Annotated in this window: 15 protein-coding genes; 2 read left to right on the forward strand and 13 right to left on the reverse strand. The window is 52.7% G+C overall.

From position 1 onward, the window contains the following. Positions 1–19: 19 nt before the first annotated feature. Genes ACFSUS_RS03365 through ACFSUS_RS03375 form a run of 3 tightly spaced genes read right to left on the reverse strand, consistent with a single transcriptional unit; the run spans position 20 to position 5,102 of the window. Positions 20–910: an SMP-30/gluconolactonase/LRE family protein gene (locus ACFSUS_RS03365; RefSeq protein WP_381519045.1), complete on the reverse strand. Its 891-nt coding sequence runs from the start codon at positions 908–910 to the stop codon at positions 20–22. Continuing rightward, positions 894–2,177, reverse strand: a complete 1,284-nt coding sequence (locus tag ACFSUS_RS03370; RefSeq protein ID WP_381519048.1) for a spinster family MFS transporter — start codon at positions 2,175–2,177, stop codon at positions 894–896. The genes ACFSUS_RS03365 and ACFSUS_RS03370 overlap by 17 nt, the downstream gene beginning before the upstream one ends. A gap of 6 nt (positions 2,178–2,183) precedes the next feature. Continuing rightward, complete coding sequence (locus ACFSUS_RS03375) at positions 2,184–5,102, reverse strand: beta-mannosidase (RefSeq protein WP_381519051.1); 2,919 nt, start codon at positions 5,100–5,102, stop codon at positions 2,184–2,186. An 18-nt stretch (positions 5,103–5,120) separates the two neighbouring features. On the opposite strand from ACFSUS_RS03375, the gene ACFSUS_RS03380 reads away from it, so the two are divergent. Next, positions 5,121–5,348: a hypothetical protein gene (locus ACFSUS_RS03380; protein ID WP_381519054.1), complete on the forward strand. Its 228-nt coding sequence runs from the start codon at positions 5,121–5,123 to the stop codon at positions 5,346–5,348. Between the two features lie 8 nt (positions 5,349–5,356). Continuing rightward, a complete protein-coding gene (locus tag ACFSUS_RS03385) occupies positions 5,357–5,680 on the forward strand; it encodes a PIN domain-containing protein (protein WP_381519056.1) in 324 nt (107 codons plus the stop codon). Here ACFSUS_RS03385 and ACFSUS_RS03390 read toward each other — a convergent pair. From ACFSUS_RS03390 to ACFSUS_RS03435, 10 genes are all read right to left on the reverse strand, one after another. Beyond that, positions 5,662–6,453 carry an SDR family NAD(P)-dependent oxidoreductase gene (locus tag ACFSUS_RS03390; protein WP_381519059.1) on the reverse strand — a complete coding sequence of 264 codons (792 nt, stop codon included), beginning with the start codon at positions 6,451–6,453 and terminating at the stop codon, positions 5,662–5,664. The two genes, ACFSUS_RS03385 and ACFSUS_RS03390, sit on opposite strands and share 19 nt — an antisense overlap. Beyond that, positions 6,437–7,600: an ABC transporter substrate-binding protein gene (locus ACFSUS_RS03395; protein WP_381519061.1), complete on the reverse strand. Its 1,164-nt coding sequence runs from the start codon at positions 7,598–7,600 to the stop codon at positions 6,437–6,439. The genes ACFSUS_RS03390 and ACFSUS_RS03395 overlap by 17 nt, the downstream gene beginning before the upstream one ends. Beyond that, positions 7,587–8,615: a mannonate dehydratase gene (locus ACFSUS_RS03400; protein ID WP_381519063.1), complete on the reverse strand. Its 1,029-nt coding sequence runs from the start codon at positions 8,613–8,615 to the stop codon at positions 7,587–7,589. Before ACFSUS_RS03400 ends, ACFSUS_RS03395 begins: the two co-directional genes overlap by 14 nt. A 12-nt stretch (positions 8,616–8,627) precedes the next feature. After that, a complete protein-coding gene (locus ACFSUS_RS03405; RefSeq protein ID WP_381519065.1) occupies positions 8,628–11,165 on the reverse strand; it encodes a hypothetical protein in 2,538 nt (845 codons plus the stop codon). 5 nt (positions 11,166–11,170) lie between these two features. After that, positions 11,171–12,163, reverse strand: coding sequence for a mannonate dehydratase (locus tag ACFSUS_RS03410; protein ID WP_381519068.1), 993 nt, complete (start codon positions 12,161–12,163; stop codon positions 11,171–11,173). A 63-nt stretch (positions 12,164–12,226) separates the two neighbouring features. Continuing rightward, the gene (locus ACFSUS_RS03415) at positions 12,227–13,093 is read right to left on the reverse strand and encodes a LamG domain-containing protein (protein ID WP_381519071.1); all 867 of its coding nucleotides are present in this window, start codon (positions 13,091–13,093) and stop codon (positions 12,227–12,229) included. Between the two features lie 118 nt (positions 13,094–13,211). After that, a complete protein-coding gene (locus tag ACFSUS_RS03420; protein ID WP_381519074.1) occupies positions 13,212–15,128 on the reverse strand; it encodes a hypothetical protein in 1,917 nt (638 codons plus the stop codon). A gap of 170 nt (positions 15,129–15,298) precedes the next feature. Further along, positions 15,299–15,766, reverse strand: coding sequence for a hypothetical protein (locus ACFSUS_RS03425; protein ID WP_381519076.1), 468 nt, complete (start codon positions 15,764–15,766; stop codon positions 15,299–15,301). Positions 15,767–15,790: 24 nt separating this feature from the next. Further along, positions 15,791–17,206, reverse strand: a complete 1,416-nt coding sequence (locus tag ACFSUS_RS03430) for a RagB/SusD family nutrient uptake outer membrane protein (protein WP_381519079.1) — start codon at positions 17,204–17,206, stop codon at positions 15,791–15,793. Positions 17,207–17,230: 24 nt separating this feature from the next. Continuing rightward, entirely contained in the window at positions 17,231–20,284 is a 3,054-nt protein-coding gene (locus ACFSUS_RS03435) for a SusC/RagA family TonB-linked outer membrane protein (protein WP_381519081.1), read from the reverse strand. Positions 20,285–20,358 lie beyond the last annotated feature (74 nt).

Raw genomic sequence — 20,358 nt, forward strand, 5'->3', positions numbered from 1 at the left:
TATTGATTGTTAAGATTGATTACTGATTGATTGGAGTGATAAAAACAGTTGGATTAAACAAATGCGACCCCTGAACAGCAATTGAGCAGCTGAGCAATTCGCCTTTTTCGGCTTCGGTGACCACTAGACTAAACCGGCCAGTGGGGTCAAAAGCGCAGTTCGTTGGGTTTTGGCCAGGTAAGTTGAGGTACCGGATCACCTGGCCTCCGTGGTTGATGACATGAATTTTGCCGGTGCCATAAACGGCCACGTACAGGTTGCCATCCTCACCAAAAGCCATTCCATCCGGTCCACCCGGCCCTTGGGGTCCGTCTACGGTAGCCCATATGTGAGCGTCGGTCCATTGGGCAGTTTGGGCGTCCCAACGACCTTTCCAAAGCCGGTGGCGGTAGGTTTCAGCAATGATTAACTCGCGACCATCGGCCGTAAACGCCAGCCCATTCGGAAAATACTTACCATCCGTAATCTTTCGAACGTCTCCGCTGGTGGTCAACACGCAGACGTAACCGGTCGGCTCTTGTCGGGACTCTCCAGGACAGGTAAATACAAGATTACCGATAGCATCAAAAGCCAGATCATTGGGCTTGTCGAACGGTTGATTATCTAGTGACGTCACGATGGTATCGGTTCGATTTGTTTGCGGATCGAAGCGCCGGATGGCACGTTGTCCGGCATCACAAAACCAGATCAGGCATTGGGCGTCGATAGCAATACCGTTGGGCTGCCCTCCTACCTGAAATCGCGCAACCTGCCCCTTTTGAAAACGAACCAGACTTTCGCCTTTCAGCTCGACCGCCCATAGGCTACCATCCGGCGCAAAAGCCGGTCCTTCGGGAAACCGCAATCCCGTGGTTAACGTGTTGATAGCTACGTTGGCTGATGTTATGTTTGATTCAGGCCAGGTCATCATGCGTAACAGGAATTTGAGGTTGACCATTGACGGGATAGTCTGCATCGGATACTGCTTGTCGGTCCGGTCCGAAGAAGACCCACGCGGCCAGGCCGATGAGCAAGCCACCAAGCACATAAAACCCCGACAGACTCGACAAGCCAGCCGCCAGGCCGAGTGTGGGTTTTAATAGTCCGAGCAGGTAAGGCGACGTCGCGCCGATCAGAAACGCACACGCCAGCATCAGCCCGTAAGCCGACGAGCGAACGGACGGCGCAACGACTTCATACAATGACGCGACAATATTGGAATCGTACCAACCGCGGAAAATCCCGAATAGAAACAGGGCCGTGTAGGTCGTCGTCTGGCTACTGGCCTGACCCATCCAGTAGATGAACGGAGCGCCCAGCAACAGCCCCAGCGCCTGCACAATCAGTCGGCTTTTAGGGTTGGTTTTGGCATAGTGATCGGCAATCTTAGCCCCCGACAATACGCCCAGGAAAGCGCCGAGGTGATGATAAAACAGCGACGAGAAACCCGCGTCGGTCAGACTCATGCTAAACCGATCGACCAGAAACGACGGCATCCAGGTCAGATAGCCAACATTAACGAACACCATGCAGCCGAACCCCAGCGTGAGCAGTACAACCGTTGGCTTACGAACGATGGTCCGGGCGGTCTGGCTGATTTCAGTCAAAGCGGACGATTGCCTAATCAGGCTGACGTTGGGGACGTCTTTCGGAATACGGCTGAAAAAAACCACAGCCAGCACTATACCGAAGCTCCCGAACAAGTAAAATGCTTTTTGCCAGCCGTAATGCTCGCCTATGTAACCGGCCGCCAGACCGCTCAGAATAATTCCGAAATAAACCGCTGTCTGATGAATGGATAAGGCAAACGAGCGATTCTGGCGGTAGTTATCGCCCAGCAACGCATTAGCCGACGGCGCGTAGAAGGCCTCTCCACCACCCGTGGCAATTCCGCGCAGCAGCACGAACTGAAGCAACGTTGTACAGAAACCCGTAAACAAGGTGGCTACAGACCAGAACAGCAGGCAGAATGAGAGGATGTTCCGGCGCGACCACCGATCACCGACGAACCCGGCAATGGGCACCAGTAAGCCATACGTCCAGACCAGCGCCGAAGCGATTAGGCCCAGTTCCGCGTCAGTCAAGCTAAGGTCGCGCCTGATCAGCGGCAGCACAACGCTAAAAATCTGGCGGTCGGCCTGGTTCAAAAAGAACGCCAACCACAGCAGCACGAGCAATTCCCACTTATATTGCTTCATAGTGTTCTATTTACCCAGCTTTTGAACCATGACTGATTTAGTATCCAGCGGCACTTTCACCTCCGGCGCGTTCCAGGCCGAGGCCACGACCGATACGTTGCCGGCTGGCGTCTCCCGCCAGAGTACATCGGCTGATAAGGTGCGACTTTCGCCCGGAGCCAGCCAGAAGTAGTTATCGTCGGCAACCACCGCCCGTTTCACACCGGCGATGTCAATCCTGGTCATGAAGGCGGGCGTTGATCCGGTATTACGTACCTGCACGGTTATCTGCGAGCGGCTATCATCCAACTTCTTCGTCGACACCAGACTGGTCTCCAACCGCGTTGATGATTTCTGCACGGTTGGTTTCAGGAATGGCCCTTTCTCCAGCGTCGGCCAGGCAATGGGTTCCGACACGTATTTGTCGTAGAAGGCTTTATCATCCAGCATCATCAGCGAGCGTGGGTAGTACAGCGAACGGGACACCAGCTTACCGGACGCATCTTTCAGTTCGGCGACCATAAACAGGAAGCGGTCTTTATAATCGGCCGGAATGGTGTAGCTACCGATCGTTGCGCTCGTCACCGAAGTGCCGGGCTGCACTGTCATGCGAATATTTTTGGTCCAGAGCTGTTTAAACGCATCATCCCAAACGGTGATGGACACCGTACCGGGCACGGCCGTCTGACTGGCGTTCGTCACCTTGACGTTCAGCGGAATTTGCTCACCGGATTTCCAGAGCAGACGTGGCAGATCAATCGCTACGTGGGTAGGTTCGTACGTACGTTTCAAAAAATAGTAGGGTGCAGCGGCCTGCCCGAACCAGTCCATCATTTGAATGGCGATCACCGGCCAGTGGCGCTTGAACACCCACGGCATTAGCCCGGTCGTAACGGGATAATTGCCCTGCATCTTCTCGGAAAGCACCTGATAGAACTCCCCCGCGCCGACTTGGGAGGCTTCCGAAATTGACTCAATAGTCGGGTCCGTTACGTCGGCGATGTGCGAGGCCCGGCTTAGCATACGCGGTACCCGGCCGGGACCGTATTCGGTGAAGTGATGAATGAACTCGGGGTGGGTCGGGCCAAAGTTTTTGTCCCACATTTTACCCAGACCCGTAAATTCTTTGTTGTCCACCGTTTCGTAGAAGACGCTGGCTTCCGGAATGCTGTGCATGCCTGTTTCTGATACCCATGGCTCAAATTTGTAGCTACGATTGTACCAGGTCGGGTCCATGTCAGGGTACGCGTGCATGGAGCCATCGTCGGGCGTCGTGCGGACGAAAAAACGCTGCTTGTCGAAAATATCAAGGTTCCGTTCGAGGATACCCATAGTAGCCGCATTGCCGTACGAATACGGGTTGAACTCGTTACCGCCGTTCCAGACAACCAGCGACGGGTGGTTACGCAGCCGGAAGATGTTCTGCACAACCTGTGCTTCCCAAACGTCCTGCGGGTAGTCGGGGGTATCCTGGTTGCCAATCGGAAAGTCCTGCCAGACCATGATGCCCAGCTCATTGCAGATATTGTAGAAATGATCAGTTTCCAGTATACCACCACCCCAGATGCGGATAAGTTGCACACCCATTTTCTTCGCGGCTTCGAGCGTCCAGCGGTAGCGTTCGGCGGGCAGGTCGAGCAAAATATCCTGCGGGGTGAAGTTCATGCCCTTCACAAAAATTTTGCGCCCGTTGACCACAAACTGCCAGTTTTCCCAACGGTCGGCAATGCGAGGGCCAGCCGTAGCAACCCGCTCAATGGTGCGAATGCCGTAGTTGAAGCTCAGTCGATCAATCGGACTACCGTTTTTCTTCAGCGTCAGATTCACCTTGTACAGATTCGGTTGGCCTAACCCGTTCGGTTGCCAGAGTTTAGGACTGGACAAGCTCAGGTCTTCTTCCAGCCAGACGCGCCCTTCGTAGGCTACGACGGGAAACTCTTTCGTCAGTACAGTGCTTGTACCAGATGTTAATTCCACTGATACGCTCAGTTTCTCGGCCACCGGTTTGAAAATCGTCCCTTTCTCGTTGGGGTGATTCAACTGAGTGTTGTGCCAGGGGTGCAGTTGCCGCTGTAACGAATGTGAATTCGCAAAGACCTCAGCCGACAGATGCAGTTGGGCAGTATTGTTCGTTACGCTCTTTGTTGTCAGGTACGGCCGTTCGAGGTGAACCGGTGGCACAATTTCCAACCGGACGCCCTGCCACATGCCGACCGTGAAGAAAGCCTCACCGCCAGAGCCACCCGAAATAACCCACGGTTTGATGATCTTTCCGCTGGCGCGTGGATTGTAGCCGGTTCGTTTGGAGTAGTCAAACTCGCCCGAAGCCGTCCGCGGCAGGCTTTCGTAGTCGGTAGCTTTATTGCCCCAGTTCCCGGCCCGTACCTCGACGGTAACCTCGTTTTTTCCACCAAACCTCACCAACCGACTAATCTCTACCGATGGCCCACCAAACATGCCTTCGTGCACACCCACTAAGCTGTCGTTTACCCACACTTTAGAAAAGTAGTCGACGCCATCAAAGCACAAGAACACCAGGTTACCCTGCGCCGAAGCCGGTATATCAAACGATTTCTTGTAGTACCAGGCTTTCTCCTCCACCCAGCGGTATTTAGTAGAATTTTTAGCATAATACGGATGCGGCAACTTCCCCGCTTTGTACAATGACCAGTGCACCGAATTCGGAACGCTGGTCTGAAACGCGTCCTTGCGGGGTTGTTTCAGATCCGACACGGGTCGGTCCGTATGCGACAACTCCCAACCCTCCCCCGACAAGTCAATGTGCTGCGCACCCGTTCGGGGAGTGATACGGTACGGATTCCGGAGTTTCGGTCCCGCATCGGCGGACCGGTCGCGCCGGTTAACCTCGCTGGTCTGCTGAGCGTATGCCGAACTAAACAGCAGATAGAGCGTTAGGAGAAGTACATAATTTGATGTAGTTTTCATCATTAAAAAGTAAAGGTCATGGAATCAATCATCATTGAGTCGGATAAGGCCGCCGAGCAAATCACTATTGAGCTACCAGAAAACCTCCGAGGAAAGAAGTTGCGGGTTGTGGTAACGGAAGAGGAATCAATTGATAGACCGTTAACTTTGGCGGAGAAAAGAGAAATTCTTGCTAAAAACAAAGGTTCTATGCCTGCTATCTTAGCCCCCCAAATTGATTTAGAAGAGGAATGGTATCTCCAGTAAATATCTTTTTGGACTCGTCTATACTTGTAGAATATCGAAAAGGAACAAAGACAGACCTGCTTGAAGCGTTGGTTGAGCATGACTTCGAGAGTTTGTTGAAACCACTTACATTTTTAGAGCAAGTCGATAAATCTGTGGCCAGAGAAACGCCCCGCCTGATGCGGACGTACAACCTGTTACCGAACGACGCTATTATTTTTTCTCATTGTAAATCAGCCGGTATTAATTACCTCGCTTCTTACGATTCTGACTTCAGACCTGTCTGTAACAAGGAAGGTGTCACCCTCATTGACAGCCTTGACGCGCTGGATCGTCATTTTCCGGCTTCGTAACGACCCGGTTTTCCGTAGCCCCGCATCAGCAGAAGGCCGCCATCAATCGTAATCGACGCGCCGGTCACGTACCTCCCCGACGCCAGCAGATCAACGATCACGGCGGCTACCTCTTCTGGTTGACCAAACCGCCCCGCCGGGATACCGTTATTGACTTCTTTCAATAGTTCGGGATTCTCCCAAACCGCCCGGTTCATGTCCGTTTCGATGGCCCCAACGGCTATTGTATTGACGGTAATGCCATGTGGCCCAAGCTCCATCGCAACCCCTTTCATCAGTGTTTCAAGCGCTCCTTTGGTCGCGCCGTAGACGGACAAACCTACTCCCGGCCGGATGCCATTTACTGACGTAATCGTATAAATACTGCCCGCTACGTTCTGCTCGACCATCTTCCGGGCGACGGTCTGCGTCAGGAACGTAGTACTTTTGAAATTGACAGTAGCAAACTGATCAAAATCGGCCTCGGTGACATCCAGAAAGTGCTTTTTGTACGAAACCCCCGCGTTATTGACCAAGAAATCGAGCCCGCCCGCTACGTCCCAGGCCTGTTCACCGAGTCGGATGGCCTGCGCAACGTCAGCCAGATCGGCTTGCAGTAGGTAAGCCGTACCACTGCTGGCCCGAATCGCTTCTGCTACGGCGTCGGCTTCTTCTTGATTTTCGTGGTAATGCACCACTACCGCGCAGCCCTCCTTCGCCAGATGCAGTGCAATAGCGCGTCCGATCCCCCGCGAGGCTCCCGTGACGAGGGCTTTTTTAGTGGTTAATCGCATAGCGAACACTTGTGTAAAGAGTTTTCCATTGCCGGATCACAGCGTCGGCTTGAATAGTCCCTAACAGACATTGTTGCAGCAGCCAGGCAGCCTCGGTTTGGAAGTGGTGAAACCCATCAAACCGGGGCCGCATGAACGCCTTTTCGACGGTCTCCCGCGTATTCTGATAAAAGTTGTTGGTCAGTTGATTGAGTACTGGGCTTTCCCACGCGAGTCGGTTGGCCGGTTGCCCTCCACTCATCGCGTACAGCGTTGATTGGCACTCAGCACCAGCCAGCCGGCGGCTATAGGCCACGGCGGTTTCAATGTGTTTCGAAAACGTGGATACGGCAATACCGACGCCCCCCAGCGTAGCGCCGTCTGGACGCGTTCCCGGCAATGGCCCAAATGTCAGCGGATGTTTGGCATAACCGGCCATGCCGTAGTTGGCGTAGCCGTAGGTGATGGGCATATACACTAAATCATCCGTTTGCGCCATCCGATTCAGCAGCTCTACAGGATATTTTTTCAAATAATCCGCCCCGATGAGCGCATACAGTGACGTTAGCTGGCTTAGGACAAAACCAGCTGTTTCGGCATCGATGTTCCATTCTTCCTCCTGGGTAAAAGGCGGCTCGAACTGATTGGCATAGAGCGAGAAGAAAGCCCCCAGCAAACCCATCGGTGCCATTGGCATCGCGACTCTGCCGAACGCGGCCCGGCCGGTTTCTTTCGCCAGCGCAATTACGTCCTCCCAGCTTTTGGGTAATGGCCGGTTTTCGCGCTCGAACCAGTCCATTCGGGCTACCGATACTTGCGCAGCTGCATCAACCGCGAGCGCCCACAGATGACCGTCGTATTCGTAACTGGCAAACGATTGCCCAACGCTTTGATTACGTAACTGGGCCAATTCCTCTGCCGGAACATGCTCATCCAACGGCACGAACAGCCCCGACTTGGCCGCCGTACCCATAAACGGATGGTCAACCAGAATCAGGTCATACTCTTGCGCCAGTTGCTCCAGCCCCTCCTCTCCGAATGACCAGAGCGAGCGGATATTCCATTGAATGTCTACATCGGGCTGAAAGTCATTCCAGACCTTCGACGTAACGGCCAGCGGAGCGTAGCCGCGCGTGTGGTTCCAGGTGATACCCTTAAGCAATTTCATACTGCAAAGCGCTGATCAGTCCCTTCATGAATCCAATTGTGTACGCCCGCGCCCGGTGCCCACCCATCGGATGGACATATCGTGCGTCGCTGACGGTGTACGTGTTCCGCCATTCCGAGTCACCATCAAGTTGCGGGACATGACCGGGGATCATTACCCCATCGAAACCAACTTCCTGCAACGACTGCACCACCGTAAACGGATTGTAATCAGCCAGTTCGATGAAGTTTTCCGAGAAAAACGGAGGAGCCCCCGGGCCGCGTTCGGTGTTATGCGACTGAAAATGCACGTAATGAATCTTGCCCTGCGGCCCATACTCCCGAATCACGTCAGGCATGGTTTGACCGAAGCCCATTGCCGACCAGCCGCCAAGGCAGAACGTTAAGCCGTGGCTATCCGACGGCTGAATTTGTAGCGCCCGGTCGAAATTTTCCTTGGAGCGGAAAAGCTGCGGCACTCCACCGATGCTGGCGACGGGCGGATCATTGGGGTGTACCGACACCTTGACGCCCGCGCTTTGGGCCACCGGCACCAGTTCACTGATGAAGTAGGCGTAATAATCCCAAAACTCTTCTTCTTCGTAGGCCCGGTCGAAGCTCAGGGGAGCATTCTCGATGTCGCTGGCGTTGAATGCGATGCCTTTGGCTCCGCCCCGCAGCCGGTAGCTATAGGTCGTTCGCCAGACGCCGGTCGGCATCCAGTTGTAGCTATGATACTTGATTCCGGCCCGACCGATGTTATCAATCGCTTCCTGATACGCCCGCATCTGCTCCGTCCGGGTGGCTTTTCCGAGAATAATCTGGTCGTAAAAGCGGGCTGGGAAAGTTTCTATCGAAAACAACCGCAAGCCGGCATCTTCGATCCGATTCCGAATAGCAATCAGGTTCTTGAATGACAGCTCCGACCAGCTTTCGAGGCTGGTACCGAACAACACAATATCATCCACACCGATCTGCTTAGCGAAGGTCAGTTGCTCGTCGGTCGGCGGAAAGAAAAGATCTAAGGCGGGTCTCATGATAATGAAAGGTTAGCGAGCAGCCTGCTCCATGTGAGTAATCTTGAGCGCTACGTCCTTGTCTACATCCGGCAAAGCCACTTTCACCAGTTGGCCGTCGGCTTTCACGGGGGTTTTCTTCAGCACCGCTCCCTTGCGTGTATCCCAAATCTCGACCTGGTAGGTACCGGGCTTCTTTACCGAAATCTGTAGCTGGGCGTTCCGCACGGGTACCGGTGCTTTTTTCTGAACCCCGATATTGTACCAGTTGTAGAATCGGTTGTCAATCCAGACCAGGGTCTTGCTGTCGGTTTGTAAGCCAAACGCCCGTAATCCCTGATTAGATACCGTCGGTGTAATCGACTCATGGAACGTCCGCGTCAATGGCTCACCCTCCACGTAGTTGGCTATCGCTTTGGCGTGATATAGCTCCTTCATATCATCCAGCGCCTGATTGAGCCATTCGGTACCACCAGCGGCCATTTTCGTGAAGAGACTTATCCAGAGATGCTGGTGAAAGTCAATCGCTTCCGGGAATTTTTTGTATTTCTCGCCACTCAACCACGAGAAGTTTTCCCACTGGCAGATACCGCCCTCGATGTTTACAACCGGAACCTTCCAGTCCTTAAATTTCTCCTGCAAACAGAGGTTATACCCGATGTTGTCCTGACTCTTTTCGCCGTTGCAAAGCTGGTCGTACTCGTCGCCCCGGTTGTTGTTGTGGTAATACCAGTCGCCCAGCAGAACCACGTCACCACCGTTGAGCAACGCGTTTTCGTACTCGCCGATAGAATGCGAATGGCCATAAATGTCCGTCTGGCGAATGTAGCCGTGAAGTTCCTTCAACCAGTCGCGCACCATCACGGGCGAGAGTTTGGTGCCGGGTTGGGTTTCGTCTCCGCAGTTCCAGAGCCAGAGCGACGGGCTGTCGGCCATCCGGCTGACCATGTAGCGCAGTTCGTTTTTCTGCATCTCCAGCGCCACCGGGTGCGTATACACCTCGTTGATATTTTTACAAGGGCCACCCTGCGCAGCTGAGTAAGGCAACGTTTCGAAGCCATTCTGGTAGGAACGAAGGATACCGTCGTGAAACACAATCCAGTAAAGTCCGTGGCGCTCCATGCTCCGCAGCGACTGCTCCATCTTCCAGGCCACGTGCTGATCAATGAAACCGTCTTTGATGTACAGCGTCCCGAAATGAAAAGTGGCTAAGTACTCGAAATTGCTGCCGTTAGCCTGTTTTCGGTCGTAGTATTCGTCCAGGAGTTTGTACGGCACCCAGCGGATATTCCCCCCGAACAGGAATCGACTCCCCCGAAACCAGCCACTCGGTCCACGTCCGTAATAGGGTTCGCCGTTGTCGAATTCGTAGAACCGGGGTTCCACGTTGCTCTTGCGGAGATACCCCCGCGCGTTTGAGGCCACGGCTTCGAAACTACCCGCCACGGCCCGCTTCAGTCCGCTGCGATCCTGCGCAAACAGTTCAACTTTGTGGACACCTTTCTCACGAGGACGGTAGTATAGCTTCCACGGGTTACCTTTGATGGGCAATAGAATCTCTTCCTCCGCACTCGGGCTAACCGGCTCGAAGTCCTGCCCGAAGAAGGCGCCTACTTTTTCTATTTTACCCGAAGGCGTCTCGATAATGGCCTGAACCGTGATCTGCTTCGGGTCGAAGGGGTTGGTGTACGTCCCCGTTGCCTCAACCGGAATACGAAGCATTTCGTACAAACCCACGGTCCTGGGCAAGGTACCAGTTTTAAGGTTGAGGGAATCGCTGACCGAGACTGGGTTAATGTTGTCGAGATCAACGGCCAGATACTTTTTGTCGGACAGGTGTTTCGCTGGGGCAACAATGATTAACTCATCTTCTCGCAGAATGGACGGGGGCGTGTGTAACTCAGCGAGCGCCTGCGTGTCGAATGTCTGCTGATTGCCTTTGGTCAACCTGGCATCACCTTGATGAAGCAAAACGGCCAGCGGTTCGTTGACGGACTGTTTCAACCGAATACCGCCAGCTTCCGTACGCTCATTAGGTAGGGTTTTATAGAGGCAGGCACTCCCAATGATGCCGCCCATACGCTGCGTCACCACGTCCCGAATCTCGACCACGAGCGTATTTTCCTTACCCCAGTTAACCTTGGGCGTCAAGTCCATATCAACCGGGTGGGGCACCTTCCCACCCGTGAGGTATTTGAACGTACCAATTGGCTCGCCGTTGAGGTAAACAGCCCCTTCGTCGTCGATCATCGTGGCGAAAAAGCCAATTTTGTAAGCGTTCAACTCCGCCGGAGCGTGAAACGTGAGCTTCACCCAAACGGTTTTGTCGATCAGTTCCGGGTGTCCTAAAAACTCCCAGCGCTGACCGACTTTGATCGGTCGCCAATCTTTCCGGGCGCTTACCTCCGCGTACGATGGCGTCTGTTTCGGTTCGTAGGCGACGAAACTCCAGTTGCGTTTCGTCAGGTCGACGATATGGTCGGTGAGCGACAGCGTTACGGGTTGCGCCCGGCTATAGGTTGCCAGCAGACAGACAACCCATATCGACAAGTAATGTATTCTGTTTTTCATCCCGGTTAAGTATGTCTAAAATCAGCGGTATTGGTTGGTATGGCCAGCGCATCCATCAGACCTTTGATGTAGCCGATACCAAACAAATTACCCAGCATGCCGTAGCCAAAATGTGTATTGTCCTCGCCTGCCATCGTCGGTACGTGGTCCGAACGTAGTGGCCCAGTAAACTCAATTTCCTGATAACACCGCAGCATGGCCGCCATGTCAGTAGGGCCGTTGTCGTGGAAGGTTTCGTGAAAATGCTCGCGGGTTCCTGCCACGTCGCGGATATGCACGAAGCGAATCCGGTCTTTCCACTCCTGAATCAGACTGGCTACATCTTCGCCCATGGTCGTATACGTTCCCTGGCAGAAGGTTAGTCCGTGGGCCGGGCTATCGCTCAGTGACAACGCCCGCCGAACGCCGTCGGCATTGGTAAAAATCCGCCCAATGCCACGCAAGAGAGATACCGGTGGATCGTCGGGATGCAAGGCCATCCGAACGCCAGCCTGCTCAGCGATGGGTATTACGCGTTTAATAAAGTATTGATAGTTTTCCCAGATCTGTTCTTCCGGTACTTCGCCATATTCGGTCAGTGGTAGTGTTCTGGCGAACTCAGCGTCGAAGCTACTGACCAGTGCCCCACCCCGTTCGGCCGTTTCGGTATGCGTTCGGTACCAGCCGATCCCGGCCATGAAGTTGTAGCAAAGCAGGTTAATATGCAGTTCACCCATGTTGGTAAGCATCTGTCCGTACCGCTCTATGTCCTCGTCGCGGCCGTCCAGACCGAACTTAATCCGGCTCATGTCAAACTGGTCGCCCTCCAGTCCAATTAACTCAAAACCGGCATTGGCAAAGCGATCCTTGGCCCGTTTCAGTGCATCGAACGCATACGGTGGAGCATCGCCGGTCAGGTCAGGAGCTAGTTTGGCAATGGCGTATCGAACGCCCATTTGCCGCACCAGAGTAGCCTGTGGTTCGGTTGGATAGCCGAAAAAGAGGTACGAAAGCTGCATAAAGATCAAGCTGCGTTTAGGGCTCCAGTTTACCTATTCGTTCGTTAGACGGTGTATAATCGCTCATTTGCCAGGAGGCCGGTTGGCGACCGGTTCTGCTAGCGTCTTCATCTCCTCGTCTGTTAAAGCCCGGTCAAAGACCGCCAGTCCACCGATTTGTCCTCTGAACCGATTACCCATACCCGCTTTGAGCAACACCGCTCCGACCGTGAAATCGGAGCCGTTGTTGCCAATGCCTTCACTATATCGGTATGGGTTTTTGGATTGCGTCAGTCCGTTTGGGTAGCCATCGAAACCAGTCGTATGATCGATTAATTCGGGTTCGCGGGGGTCAAACACCCCGTTCAGAAACGACTTGATTTGCGCTCCGTCGTACGTAAATGCTACGCAAGTCCACTCATTGGCCCGGACAGTTTGCTTACTGGCCGAATAGTCGATTGAATACGGGAAAGGGGGCGTGGGTTTACCAGTCAGGGAAACATGACCGCACACCTGATTGCGCCCATTATAATGCGGCAACGACACAAACAGGCCGTACTGACGTTTGCCACCGTCCTTGTATTCATTCCACATTCCGCCCACAAAACCCGTCTGTTCACCCGTCCACTTTACCCAGGCGACTACCGTAACGCCCTGACTTTTACCATGAATATTGAGCCGCCCCGTTTCGGAATTAGGTAAAGAGAGGTACGCATCACCGGTAAACAGAGTTGAATAACCCGACAGGGGGCCTTCGTTAATTCGTGCCAGCGTACCGTCTGTTTCCTTCAGCGGGAATTCACTTACCCCCCTGGCCTTTCTGTTCTGCCCCTCGGCTTCTTTGAAATCCCACAAAGCCACCAGATTGGGCATTTTAAGCACCCTGGTCGTGAATGGGTCAGCATCAACCGGCTCTTCGTTGCGGAATGAAGAAGTGAGTACAATAGTCATCAGTAAAAAGAGGATTCGTGTCATTCGTTAAGATGCAAAGACAAACGGTTTCGACGTAGACTGTTCAAGCGCTTAAACTGACAGGTTGATTGGTTTAGACAATCCCAGACTTGCCCGGTTAGAGCTGTTTGGCCTTTTTCAGGGACCCGTTGAAGCCAAGATGAACCCGCGCAATCCATGGATACGTGTTTGCTGCCTGGGCATTTCCGGTCACAATCTTGACCGCGACAGTTCCGTGCGGTAGCACCGGTACAGCGTACGTGTACTTATCAATTGAGTTGTCTTTGTTTCCTGAAATCTGGCTTGGATAGGCTAATCGATGACTTTTAACAACTAATCCCTCAGGTAATGGATTCCAGACGGAGCCATCGGTCGAGTAGAGTAGATTAACACTATCCACCTTGTCGCTGAACGCGATAACGTCAATCCATGTCAAGGTATCGGCACGATACACCAGCTCGCCAGAATCACTTCCTGCGGCTCTTTCCGCCTGGAAAAAATCTTCTTCCGTTTGTCGAAGCCGGGGCCATGATTCGGCGCTGATCCTAAGATTTTCGGAGTGAGCGTAGGCTAATGAAAAATCTTTTAGATTATCCATCACCATCCGGTTTGCAGGTGCCAAAGGGCCTATTACGTTCGAAACGGGTGAAATGCCAGCCTCGTTTTTACCTTTGATTCGGTAATAATAGGACTTGCCCGGAACGGCGCTTGCATCGGTAAACAAGGGGTAAAAGTATAGGTCGTAACTAATGTCCAGATCGCCACTGATTGTTTGCCAGGGGCCTTTTAAGGAAGTGGCCCGTTCTACGATATAGTGTCTGGCTCCGGGCGAACACCGCCATTTTAACGCTATGGCATCGCTCCGTAGACTGGGGTACAGATACGGCGCATCCGTCGGGGCGGGTAGTGGCGGCTCCTTCTCCCCTCTGATTTTATAGCCGTATGACCGGATCAACATCAGGTTTTCCCGCTCGTTGAAATAGTCGCCACTATCAAATCCGGGCCAACGGCTACCTCCCCATGAATACGAATGGAATAGAGCGTGTCCGCCAATGCCACCGCTATACTGCGGTTTCATCAGACTCCACAGTAACGCTCCACTCACGCCCGTGTTATACACCTGTTCCAGCACATCTTTGAAACCGTCCAGCCGCTGAAACTCATCAAGGATCATGGGACGCTTCCCTTTGCATTCGTTCCATAGCTCGGTTACGCTGTTGCGGTAGTTGGGGTACTGTCGGGTTTTTACGATGTCTATATTCTTATTATTCGCCAGGACATCGTTCACGTTTTCCTTCATCTGCTGCACCCCATTGGCCCGACGTGGATCGGCAATCAAATGATTGGGGTCAATGCTTTTCAGATAATCAGCCATCTCAGCGATCCAGCCTCCTTTATCGTTGGGCACTTCGTTACCAAATTCCCAGGCCATAATCGCCTTGTCATTTTTATAAGTTACCCCCGTAAACTGATTTTTCCGATTGGCAAACGTCCGCAGCAAATCCTTGAAACCGGCTTTAACGGCGGGGGTCTGGTAGTAATCGCCACCTCCGTAGAGCTTACTAAAATCGGCTGTGGAACCCCAATATTTGTTTTCTTTAACCAGGCAAAGAATCACCCTAATTTTGTGCTTATTACACAATTCCAGCATCTTATCGATGCGTCTGAATGCGGTCTCATTGTAGGAATTAGGCCCCGTAACCAGGGCTTCATATTCTCCCGAACCATCCTCAACCGTGATTCCCCAGGTTCGAATCACCGTAACGCCCATTTGAACCATATCCTTAAAATGGGCTTCCATTTCATAGGAAAGTTCTATAGGGTCATACACATAGCCACTCGCCGGATTCGTGTTTTTATAGCCATCGTAATGCCCGTTGATGGTTGGCGTGTTTACCGATATAAACCTGAAAACGCGGTTGCCATCCATTAACTGGTCGTCCTTCCTGGTGATAAAATGAGTGAAGTCGTCTCCCTTTGCAGTAAAGGCAACAAACACACTAATCACTATATAGATATACGCCACTTTTATCATAAAACCTTGACTATTAAACAAAAACATCAAGCAGGCATTTGTCCCAGAATAGAGTCTTGGGCAAAACGTATTCATTTGTTATGAACCCAATTCTTCCGTTGTAGAAGTGTAAAGAATCAGGTAGCCGAAAGCCTCAACCACCTGACCGCAACCAACCTATGTTGAAATTCTTACGGTGTAATCGTGTACGTAAACGTAGCGTATCCTTTCGCCACGCCAAGCCCCAGTTCAAACCCTTCCGTAGCCGCTGTCAGATTAATAATCACGGTTCTGTTAGCCGTCAGATTAGGATTGTTGAGGACTGTAAAATTGATTTCGGCCGAGTATTTACCGGCAGGAATCGTTACACTTTGCGTAGCGGGTGGCGTGTAATCCTGGCCCTGAATCGCTGTACCGGCGAGGGTAAAGTTTACAGTTACGTCTTTGTCGTATGGCTGGTTAACGTAAACTCGGGCCGCACCAGCCGCTACGGTTTTTCTGGCGCTGGTTGAGCCTAAGAGGTTGGCCGTCCCATCGGGCACCTTGTTAGCTATGTAAACTGCCTTGGGCAGTTCTTTATATACTTCCTCTTCGGTACAGCCCAGTAAAACCGTTACCAGTAACAGCAGGGCAATTCCGGCTTTGATTCTATTTTTCATAATTTGGTAGGATTTAGCCTTGGCTTAATAGCCAGGGTTCTGAACGAGGTTCGGATTGAGTGTCAACTCGTTGGCGGTGATGGGCCAACGCAGCCAGTTCGGATTGGTTTTACCCGTCACAGCGGCATAACGTCCGGTCCGTTTCAGGTCGAAATAGCGCTTTCCCTCAAAAGCCAGCTCCAGGAATCGCTCGTTCTCAATGGCCAGACGAACATCCGCCTGCGAGACAGCCGTCGTTGCTGGCAGACCCGCGCGGGTGCGAATCTGGTTCAGCAACAGAATAGCATCGGCAGTTTTGCCCAGTTCATTTAGCGCTTCGGCCCGCATCAGAATTACGTCGGCCAGGCGGTAGATGACCTGGTTGGCATCAAAGAACCGAAGCGCATTCTGGTTCGCCAGCGTTCCCTGATATTTATTGATGTACTCGGTATTTGGATCGCGATAGGGAGCTCCTGGTGTTCCCGTATTTCGGACGGTTACCGGCCCGCGCACATCGGCTGGCACGTAAGCATTCAGGAGTTTAGCCGAGTATTTAAGCGTCCAGTTTCCGCCAGCATACCCCGTACCGCCGAGCGGTAGAAACTGGTTTACCAAAAAGTTATTGTTGCCTTCAAGGTAGGTGTTATTAAGCTGAACTTCCCAGATCGACTCGGCCGTATTTTTGTTAAAAAATATCGTTCCGAAGTTAACTCCCGACACCAGCGCATAGCCTGCCGGACTGCTGATCACCTGCTGAGCCGCGTCGGCCGCCTGCTGGTATTTCTTCTGCCACAGATACAGGTCCGTTAGGGCTGATCGCACGGCCCCCAGTGATGCTTTGCCCTTCAGTTCAACGGCAGACGTAAACGGCCGGTCGGTCAGGCGCTTTTCGGCTTCTTTCAGGTCGGCTTCCACTTGTGCGTAAACCTGCTCGGGTGTGGCCTGCTTAGGCAAAAAATCCTGCTTTAGGCTTTCATACGGTTCCAGAATTAAAGGCACATTATCGAACGTTCTGACCAAATAGAAATACGCCATCGCCCGCAGGAAATAAGCCTCCCCCAGAATGCGCTCTCTGCGATTATCTAACCCAGCGTCAGCAATGTTCGGCACATTCTTCAGGACGCTGTTGGTCCGTTTAATAGCGTTGTACATGATGTCCCACGACACAAATCCATTGGTAGCGTTCAGATCACCATTAACCAATTGCTGTTCGCTCAGACCTGACCGGTCAGTCACGGCAAACAGATCCGTACGCCCATCGCCCCAGAATACGTAACGGTCCGGATTCTGGAAAGCATCGTAACAGGCATTGATGGCCACGTCGGCATCGGCCGCCGTTTTGTAGAAGTTGGTCGCCGTAATACCGCTCGGATTGACCTGCTCGGTTACATTCTCACAACCCGACACGGTCATCAGCGACAAGGCCAACAGGGCGAGTAAGTGTATTTGTATAGTTTTCATAAAGGTGGTTCGTAGAGTTCCGGATTAAAAACCGAGGTTAACACCAAAAAGGAAGGTCTTGTACTGCGGATAGGCAGCGTAATCGAAGCCCAAATCGGTTACGCCCCCGCTGCCGCCGTACGAATTAGCTTCTGGGTCGATACCGGTATAGCGCGTAAACGTGAACAGGTTCTGGGCCGTAGCATACAACCGTAGGTTACTGACGCGAATCTTCTGGAGCAGCGCCGACGGTACGTTATAAGCCAGCGTTACGGTTTTGATACGTAGGTACGAGCCATCTTCCAGCCAGCGGGTCGACGTGCGTCGGTTACCACCGGGGTCGGTATGATCAGCGCGGGGAATATCGGTTACGTCGCCCTCTTTCCGCCAGCGGTTCCGGATGATCTTGGCCGCATTGGCAAACTGAAACATACTCTCGCTGACCGTCCGGGTGCCGTTGTACACGTCGTTGCCGTAGGTAAACTGAGCCAATACGTCCAGTTGGAAGTTCTTGTACTGAAGGTTGTTGGTGAAACCACCGGTAAACCTGGGCAGGGCGTTACCAATCACAACGCGGTCGCGGTCGTCGATGATGTTGTCGCCGTTCTGGTCAACAAACCGCATATCGCCCCCCCGAAAGATGTATCCAGTCGCGTTGTCGGCGCGTAACTGACGTTCATTCTCGGCCGAGGTCGCGTAAATACCATTGGCTTCCCACCCGAAAAAGGCACCGATGGCCTGACCTTCCCGCAAGAGGTTGAACGTTCGGGCTTGTCCAAAGCCAGTGCCGCCCCGGGTGTTGATGATGTCCGTGCCGTTGTAGAGCTTAATGATCTTATTCTTATTGAAGCTGATGTTAAAGTTCGACGTCCAGCGGAGCGCAGGCCCGTCGACATTGATCGTGTTCAGGCTGAGTTCTACCCCCCGGTTCTCGGTATTCCCGACGTTTTGCAAGGCACTACCGAAACCCGATGTTGATGGTAACTGGACGTTCAGCAGCAGATTGCTGGTCCGCTTGAGATACACATCGGCACTGAAACTCACCCGCGACTTCAGGAACGATATGTCGGCTCCGAGGTTAAACTGATCCGTCGTTTCCCATTTCAAGTCGGGGTTTGCAATAGCCGTGGGACCGACGCCGTTTTGTCCGACGTAACCTTGTCCCGTCGCAAAAGCCCCCTGGCTGGTGTATTCGCCGATACCCCCCTGGTTACCCGTTCGGCCGTAGCTGGCGCGGATCTTGAAATCATTTATTGATTTAGCCAGGTTCTCGAAGAATGCCTCCCGACCCACCTGCCAGCCAATCGAAGCCGCCGGGAAGAGTGCATAGCGGTTGTTGGCACCAAACTTCGACGAACCATCCTGCCGCAAGCTGGCCTCCAGGTAATATTTATTGGCGTAGATATAACCGACCCGACCAAAGAGTGACGATAGCCCATTGGTCCGTTTGGATGAGGTAGCAGCTGTCGGCGTCGAGGCAGCGTTGAGGGTTTCGATACTGTTGGTGCCGTAATCCCGGGCCGCCATAAACGTACTGGAACGCGTATTTTCTAACTGGCTGTAACCCAACAGGGCCGTTAGGCGGTGTTGACCAAAGAAGGTTGCGTAATTAAGCGTATGCTCATAAATCCAGTTGACGTCATCTTCGGTGTTTGTACTACCATTAGCAACCGTACCCCGACGAGATGTGGACGGCTGAAAGAAGTCGTCCCGTTCGTAGACTAAATCGGTTCCCCAGGAAGTCTTGAAATTTAGACCCGGTAGAATTGTGAATTCGGCAAAAGCGTTGGCCAACAGGCGGGTTTTGGTTTTCAGCCGCGTTTCCAGATCTGGAACGGCAACCGGGTTGAGTATCCCGGAAATATCCTCCAGAAAATACGTGCCGTCAATGGCGCGAACCGGGTTAACGGGCGCTTTGAACAAAGCTGCCTGGAATGTACCGCCCTCGTTTTCGGGCGTTCCGTTCGTAAGTCCGCGGGTGAAGTTGATGCTGGTGCCCAGCTTGAGCTTGTTCGAAGCCTGATAATCCAGATTCAGCTTTCCGGTATAGCGTTTATAGTCCGTAAAAACGAGCGCTCCTTTTTGATTCAGTAGCGCACCACTCAGGTAGAACTTCAGTTTATTTTCACCCCCCTGAACAGCAATTTCATAATTATCCATCGCCCCTGTCTGAATGACTTCATCCAGCCAATTTGTATCCGAGATCCGGCCATTGCCGCCGATAATGCCATTTTCGGGAAGCACAAAGGCGTACAGGGACGTAACGCCCGCCCCGTTTGCCCGCTGCTCCTGAATCAGCTCAATAAACTCAGTGGAGTTCATCAGTTTGGGCAACCGGGTGCGGTCAACCTGCTGAATTCCTTTATAGTAATTGAAGTTGATCGACGCTTTCCCGCTTTTGCCGCGTTTGGTCGTAATCAGAACAACCCCGTTGGCAGCCCGCGACCCGTAAATAGCCGAAGCTGCGGCATCTTTCAACACTTCAATACTCTCAATATCGTTGGGGTTGATATCCGACGTACCTCCTTCAAACGGCAGGCCATCCACGATGAATAGTGGATTGTTACCGGCATTGATAGAGGTAGCCCCCCGCACCCGAATGGTCAGGTTACTCGCCCCTGGCGCGCCCGTATTGTTAACAATCTGCACGCCGGCCGTACGGCCCTGCAACAGGGCCACCGGTGAGGCTACCGGCAGATTCTGAATATCCTTACCACTGACCGACGAAATAGCCGTCGTTACGTCCCGGCGATCTTTGGTTCCGTAGCCAACCACAACCACTTCATTCAGCGATTTATTATCTTCTTCCAGCGTCACGTCAAGTTGGGTGCGCCCTCCTGGCTTCATGCGTTGCGTGATATATCCGATGTAGGAAAAAACGATCGTTGCCGAAGCTGATGGTATACTAATCCGATAGGTGCCGTCAGCCGCGGTAGTGGTACCAGTGGTTGTGCCTTCAACCGAGACGTTAACCCCTGGAAGCGCTTCGCGTCCGGCATCCGACGTAACTCGGCCAGAAACCGTAATTGACTGCCCTACTACAACCCTCCCGACAAGAAGTAGCAGCCACAGACACGAATAGTAGATCAATTTCGTCATGGGTTTAGAATTATTTATATTTTATAATATAAAACTAAAATTGATAATGATTTAATTTTGATTTATATTTATGA

Source organism: Spirosoma soli, assembly GCF_042684525.1.
GTDB classification, from domain to species: Bacteria; Bacteroidota; Bacteroidia; order Cytophagales; family Spirosomataceae; genus Spirosoma; species Spirosoma soli.